Origin of the sequence: Frankia sp. Hr75.2 (assembly GCF_949319125.1) — a bacterium.
Taxonomy (GTDB): Bacteria; Actinomycetota; Actinomycetes; order Frankiales; family Frankiaceae; genus Parafrankia; species Parafrankia soli.
In genome coordinates this window covers 1-6,740 of record NZ_CASGGV010000070.1, presented here as the reverse complement: position 1 = coordinate 6,740, position 6,740 = coordinate 1, and the positions used below count along the sequence as shown (strand labels likewise).

At 67.4% G+C, this 6,740-nt stretch carries 5 protein-coding genes; 4 read left to right on the top strand and 1 reads right to left on the bottom strand.

What is annotated here, in order from left to right; genetic code table 11:
* Positions 1–432 precede the first annotated feature (432 nt).
* Positions 433–1,428, bottom strand: coding sequence for a helix-turn-helix domain-containing protein (locus tag AC559T_RS07320; RefSeq protein WP_498868205.1), 996 nt, complete (start codon positions 1,426–1,428; stop codon positions 433–435).
* A 312-nt stretch (positions 1,429–1,740) separates the two neighbouring features.
* Here AC559T_RS07320 and AC559T_RS07315 point away from each other — a divergent pair, with 312 nt between their 5' ends.
* From AC559T_RS07315 to AC559T_RS07300, 4 genes are all read left to right on the top strand, one after another.
* Positions 1,741–1,908 (top strand): hypothetical protein, encoded by a 168-nt coding sequence (locus AC559T_RS07315; protein WP_498868204.1) that lies wholly within the window; start codon positions 1,741–1,743, stop codon positions 1,906–1,908.
* 595 nt (positions 1,909–2,503) lie between these two features.
* Positions 2,504–2,779 (top strand): hypothetical protein, encoded by a 276-nt coding sequence (locus tag AC559T_RS07310; RefSeq protein WP_498868203.1) that lies wholly within the window; start codon positions 2,504–2,506, stop codon positions 2,777–2,779.
* A 569-nt stretch (positions 2,780–3,348) separates the two neighbouring features.
* Positions 3,349–5,250, top strand: a complete 1,902-nt coding sequence (locus AC559T_RS07305; protein ID WP_498868202.1) for a S53 family peptidase — start codon at positions 3,349–3,351, stop codon at positions 5,248–5,250.
* A gap of 149 nt (positions 5,251–5,399) precedes the next feature.
* Positions 5,400–6,701: an IS256 family transposase gene (locus AC559T_RS07300; protein WP_498868201.1), complete on the top strand. Its 1,302-nt coding sequence runs from the start codon at positions 5,400–5,402 to the stop codon at positions 6,699–6,701.
* The last annotated feature ends 39 nt before the right edge of the window (positions 6,702–6,740 follow it).

Here is a 6,740-nt window from a genome sequence, read left to right as displayed (position 1 = left end):
AATGTTCTCGACATACCAACCGTGGTCCTCGGCGGCTACCTCGGCCAGATCGCCCCCCTCCTCCGACCCGACCTCGAAGACCTGCTCCAAGCCCGAGTCATATCGGCACGATGGAGCACGCCGACCGTCCAGGCAGCGACATACAGCCCCGCGCCGGGCGCCACCGGAGCGGCATTCCGGGAACTGACCGCGGTCATAGAGCACCCCGCCCGCTGGTTTCATCCAACTGCGGCTGCCGGGAACGCCGATGTCTCTACCGGGGTGAGCATCACGCGGTCGTGAGGGAGTGTCCGCCATCAGCGGTCGGGTAGCCCGGAGGGATCTCACCCCGGGCTACCCGACCGTTATCTAGACAGACCCATCGACGGAGATCGCATACCAGTCTCGGGTGAGCGCTCGGAAGATCACAGAAATCGAGCGGTGGATTGGGGCTCAGGAGTCGGCGATCGCGTTGAGGGTGAACGCCATCTCGGCGCGCATCCGGTCGGTGGGACGCTTCAGATCCAGGCCGTAGCGAGTGGTGAGGGCCTCCAGCTGCCGGGAGACCGAGCTGTGGTGCCGGTGCAGAGCGACCGCGGCGTTCCGCTGCGACCCTGTCGCCAGGTACGCTTCGAGGACCGCTAGATCCCGCAGCCCCGCTGGAGTCCTCGCGAGCTCTCGCAGCAGCCGGACGTCTTGATCGGCATCGACGACGGAACGTGGCAACGTTGCCAGAGTGGCCAGGGAACCCAGCTCTTCGAACAGCACCACGGGTCCCCGGCCGAGGACGCCGGCGAACCGGATTGCAGTGCTCGCCTGGCGCCAGGACTCGGCGAGCTCGTTGAGCGTGGCGCGCCCGCTGACACCGATCCGCACTCCGGGGGGTACCGCGATCGGTGGGACCTGGTTGTCCGCCACCTGCGTAATCATGGCGGCGTTCCGGCCGATCATCGCTCCGCGGGCCAACCGGCCAGACGAGTTGCCGAGGGACCTGAATACCTCGGCCACGTCCGTGCAATGGCCGTCCGCCCTGACCGCGAGGACGCGCACCTCCGCCCCAGCCGAAAATCCCAGCAGGCGGACGGCCCGGGCCCGGTCGGCTTCCTGCGCCGTGGCGGAGACCGCCAGCTCCACAAGCGCCGGGTCGGACAGTGTCACCGGACCGCCGCCTGGCCACAGCGCGCCGGCGGCGAACGCCATCCGCTCGAGAACCATCGTGTCCATCGGGTCGAGCACGCCGAACCGCTCCAACCAGACCACGCCGACTGATTCCTCGTCGATGCGGACCTCCTGCCGCGCCACGGGCAGCACCGGAGCGTCCGGTGTCGTACCCCGCGGGCTGTAGCGCACCACCCGGCCGGTGAGCTTGTCACGCAGCCCGGCATTACACTCGGTTAATCCCGCAGTGCTGCATACCAGCGCGTCGAGTGAGGCCCGCCGTGCGATCAAGATATCGAAGAATCTGACCACCCGCAAGGTTTCGATCGCGTCGGCATTCAAATGGGAGAGTTGATGACTGAGTCCGAACATGGACACAGGATAGCCAGCGACCAGTCGGAGTTGTCCGGTCTCTGTTCACGCCTGGACTCCTTGGGGAAACAGTTGTGCCTCAGCCACGGCTCGAACCCGACGTGCCGATCCATACACGCGGCGAAATACGGCACCGGGAAATTCCGTCGCCTTGATGGCATGGAAAACTCCGCGCTGGCGGCACGCCCGCTCCTGGGCGCACAGTGCGGACCCCGACTTCGCCCCACAAGGGTGGCTGTCGTCGAGCTCTACACCCACCCGCCGGCGCGCGCCACGGTGATCCGCGCCGACGGGCTGGGGCCGGTGATCAGGAGTACGCCCCCGTCGGCACCGGGCTGGCCACCCGATGGCCACCGCCCCAAGGCCGCCTGCTGGCTCAACCTCCAGGAGGGCTGGTAGCGGCTGCTGCGCCGGGCTGGGTTCGCCGGACAGACCTTCGTTGACACCGACGAGATCATCCACGCCGTCGACGTGGCCACCATCCAACTCAACGCCGCGCGAAACGCTGGATCTGAGGACGCCTCACCCCGCCGACCCGGTAAATCCGTCGCCACTTTTGTTGTTGTCTTTGCGGAACATTGCGCCGGGTACAGACACACCGGATGACGCAGCCAGGCCGGAAATCCCGCAACGGTTGGCGGTTGTCCCGAAAAGACGACCGGACCGACACTGTGTTGGCACGCCGTGGTGGCCTCGGTAACGAGGGCCGTATGGGCCGCACGCCGGGTCTTCGTCGGCAGGTGGAGACGAGAAGAAGGAGAACCATTATGTAAGAGAAGGGCATCAATGTGGATGCCTGGGTGAAGGTCGCCGCGGGGCCGCCGGCGCCGATGCGGGTCCTTGGCGACGACGAGCGGGGTCGCCACCGCACCGAGCTCGACACCGTGGCGACCCCGGCCGGGCAGTTCCAGTGGGACAGCCACGAGCCCCCCCCGGAGAGCACCTCCGATTTTCGGTTTCAACTGACAAGTTTGGTTCCTACGGCTACAAGGAGATGAAGATCGTGCAGAACGTCATCGATAGGCCTCTCATGACTAGGTCCAGGTGGTTCAAGAAGCCGCTGATAGCGACGATGATCGGAGGGGCACTCGTCGTCGGCGGCCTGACCGTCGCAGCCGAGACGACCGGTACGCCGTCGCCGTCGGGCACGGTGATCTCCAACGTCAATGAGCAGGCCCACCAGTTGGGAAATCCCAACGCGAAGGGTCCCGTGCGCGGGTCGGGGAACGGGTGCACCAAAGTTCCCGGCCAGGGCGGAAACCCCTGCTGATACTGAAGAAAATATGGTTACCGGACCGAGTGACGGGCATCCGGGCCGACCAGGCTGGTGTTCCTTTCCAGCTACCTGGTTTCTCTTCGGTAGGCGAGCACTGTGACCGCGGCATGGTCGGCTCCGGACGAGAGTAACCCCTGATCGGGCTATAGGGCCGCCGTGCCGGCTGGCGGCCTGTACTCCCGCGTGGACCCGCGTGGGAGCACAGGCCGTGGGTCGCGGGACGAGCCCGCAGCCACGAAGACCGTGAACCTGTCTCAGTCTTTGCCAATTCTCTCACCTTGGCGCGCGAAGCCTTCGAGAATGCGGATTGCCGCGGCGGCGATAATTTTGGGGTCACCGGGCGAGTCCGTCGCCGGGAACGGACTTGGCGGCTACCACGAGGTAAGGACGGCCGACTTGGGTGCGCCCAGTGATGTCAGTTGACTGAAGGCTCGGCCGTTCGGCCGCTGCACCCCCGCACGCGCCACCGGCGCCACCGGCGAGGCCGTCACCGGTCATCGCGCGGGCGGCGGAGAACATCATTGGCGCTGGCCACGGCGGCGCTAATGATACTGCCGGGGCTGGTGACCGATGTCGCACCAGAGCTGCTACGCGCGCTGCTGACAGGATCCGTACCGGGCTGGGTGACTGCTGACAACGCCCACGGTGACACCCCCTCCGGACTGGAGTTCGACTTCACCGTGAACCTAGCCTTACGGGCCCCGGCCACCGCCGAAGCGTTCGCGGCGGCGGTGTCAGATCCGGCGAATGTCGCATACCAGCGCTTCCTCACACCGGCCCAATACAAGACGGGGTATGCGGCCACGGACGAGACCGTTCAGGACGTCCGGTCGTGGCTGGCCGACAACGGCCTCCAGATCGTCACGGTGTCTGCCACGAACCGGTCGATCCGGGTGCGTGGGAGCGGTGCCCAGATCGAGGCGGCGTTCGACACCGAACTGAAGCTGTACGCACACAATGGGGAACTGACGCGGGCACCGTCGACGGCGCTCAGTGTCCCGGCTCAGCTTGAGGGCGCCATCCTGTCGATTGGCGGGCTGACGCTGGCCCAGGCGGCTCCTGCCACCGCGCCGCTGGTGCCCGCCTCGGCCCAGCCGGCGATCTGTTCGCGTTACCACGGCGAGAAGTACTCGCCCGACTACCCCGTCACCGCGCACGTGCCGGCGGGTAACGACGGCGCCGACCTGCCGTTGGCGGTTTGCGGCTACACCCCCCAGCAGGTCAGGAGCCTCTACGGTATCGACGCCCTCACGCGGACCGGCCTGGACGGCCGGGGCCGCACAGTGGCGATCGTCGGCGCCTACACGTCCCCGACCATCGTCGCCGACACCAACACCTGGGCCGCTCGGCGAGGTGAGCCACCACTGCTCCCGGGCCAATTCCGGCAGGACCTCCCCACGGCGTTCGCCTACGGCCACGAAGATCCGCTCAGCCGCGACCTCTGCGAGGAGCAGCGCTGGCAGACCGAACAGACGCTCGACGTCGAGGCGGTACACGGGATGGCCCCCGGCGCCAGCATCTTGTACGTGGCCGCGGCGAGCTGCCAGAGCACCGACCTGATCGACGCCGTCCAGCGAGTGGTTGACGGTCAGCTAGCTGACGTTGTCAGCGGCTCGTTCAGCTTTCTCGCCGACGACGAACCGCCAGGTGACCTCGCCGCCGCCCATGCGATCTTCGTGCAGGCGGCGGCGCAGGGTATCGGGCTGTTCTTCTCCAGTGGAGACGACGGCGACAACCTGGCACGCACCGGCGCGCGTGGCGTGGAACACCCAGCCTCCGACCCCCTGGTGACCGCGGTCGGCGGGACGTCGGCCGGGATATCGCAGGCTGGATCGCGGCTGTTCGAACTGGGCTGGCAGACCGCCTCAACCGCCTTGGCCGACCGCACCTGGCAACCTGCGGCACCCGGGACGTTCGAGGCCGGCGGCGGTGGGGGCGTCAGCGGCCTCTTCCCGCAGCCCCGCTACCAGGTCGGCATAGTACCGCCGGCGATCTCTACCTACCTTGGTGACAACCAGCCTGGGCGAGCTGTCCCGGATGTGGCGGCGCTTGCCGACCCCTACACGGGCTACCTGATCGGCCAGACCCAGCGCTTCTCGGACGGCGCCACACGGTACGTCGAGTACCGGCTCGGCGGCACCAGTCTGGCAACGCCGCTGGTCGTCGGCATCGCGGTGCTCGCCAACCAGCTCGCCGGCCGCCCTCTCGGCTTCGCCAACTACTCCCTGTACCGGCTTTCCAACTCGCCTGCCTTCACCGACCCGAAGAGCTCCGACCGCACCACCGCCGTCGTCGACGTGTACTACGCCAACAATGAAGACCCCTCCGGCGGGTATGGCGTCGCGCTGCGGACCTTCAACCGGCCGCAGACGATCAACCTGAGATCCGGCTACGACGACGTCACCGGCCTCGGCACCCCGAATGGAATCGCCTTCGTCGCCGGCCTCGCCAACGGCCCACCGTAAATGCCGGTCTCCACCGAACCCAGGGTGTCCATTCACGGGTGCGACCCGTGTTGATGCTGTTTCAGGCTGCGGTAGCGACCGGGGTGGGCCTGTAAAAGTAACGGTGTGACCCTGATCAGGGAGTACACCTGATGACGATCATGACCGACATGACGGACACTGCCGAGGTGTCTACCCAGGAGCCTGCCGGCCGGTCCCGTACATCGAAGGCGACGCCGGCGGGGCTGGATCCCGCGCTGGTCGCCCAACTGGTGGCCCAGGCCCGCGGGCAGGGTGTGCAGCTGTCCGGTGAGGGTGGGCTGCTGGCGCAGCTGACGAAGATCGTGCTGGAGTCCGCGCTCGACGGGGAACTCACCGACCATCTCGGCTACGACCGGCACGACCCGGCTGGCGCGAACAGTGGGAACTCCCGCAACGGCAGCCGGTCGAAGACCGTGCTGACCGATGTGGGCCCGGTCGAGATCGACGTGCCGCGGGATCGGGCTGGCTCGTTCGAGCCGGCGATCGTGCGTAAGCGGCAGCGGCGGCTGTCCGGGGTCGAGGACCTGGTGCTGTCGCTGTCGGCGAAGGGGCTGACCACCGGGGAGATCTCCGCGCATCTGGCCGAGGTGTACGGCGCGCAGGTCTCGAAGCAGACGATCTCCACGATCACCGACCGGGTGATGGAGGGCATGGCCGAGTGGCAGAACCGGCCGTTGGACCCGGTGTATCCGGTGGTGTTCCTCGACGCGATCAACGTGAAGATTCGTGATGGGAAGGTCGCGAACCGGCCGATCTACCTCGCGCTGGCCGTGACCGCCGAGGGCACCCGCGACATCCTGGGTCTGTGGGTCGGGGACGGCGGTGAGGGGGCGAAGTTCTGGCTCCAGGTCTGCACCGAGCTGAAGAACCGGGGTGTCGAGGATGTGCTCATGGCCGTCTGCGACGGGCTGAAGGGCCTGCCGGACGCGATCGAGCAGGTCTGGCCCCGCACTGTGGTCCAGACCTGCGTGATTCACCTGCTGCGTAACAGTTTTCGTTATGCCGCCCGGCAGGACTGGGACGCCGTCGCGAAGGCGCTGCGGCCGGTCTACACCGCTCCGACCGAGGGCGCGGCCACGGAACGGTGGCTGGAGTTCGCCGAGGCCTGGGGTGCCCGGTATCCGGCGATCGTCCGGTTGTGGGAGAACGCCTGGGCCGAGTTCACGCCGTTCCTGGCCTTCGACGCCGAGATCCGCCGGGTCATCTGCTCCACCAACGCCATCGAGAGCGTCAACGCCCGCATCCGCCGCGCGGTTCGGGCCCGGGGCCACTTCCCCAACGAGACCGCCGCGCTGAAGTGCATCTACCTGGCGGTCATGAGCCTGGATCCCACCGGGCAAGGCCGCAAGCGCTGGGTCATCCGCTGGAAAGGCGCACTCAACGCCTTCGACGTCGCCTTCGACGGCCGACTCACCGCAGGCCGCAAGTAGTCCGATTCGCCACAGTTACACCGCTAACTTTACAGACCC

Coding starts and splice junctions, on each gene's coding strand:
- AC559T_RS07300 (WP_498868201.1), top strand. CDS start 5,400: ATGACGGACACTGCCGAGGTGTCTACCCAGGAGCCTGCCGGCCGGTCC.
- AC559T_RS07310 (WP_498868203.1), top strand. CDS start 2,504: ATGAAGATCGTGCAGAACGTCATCGATAGGCCTCTCATGACTAGGTCC.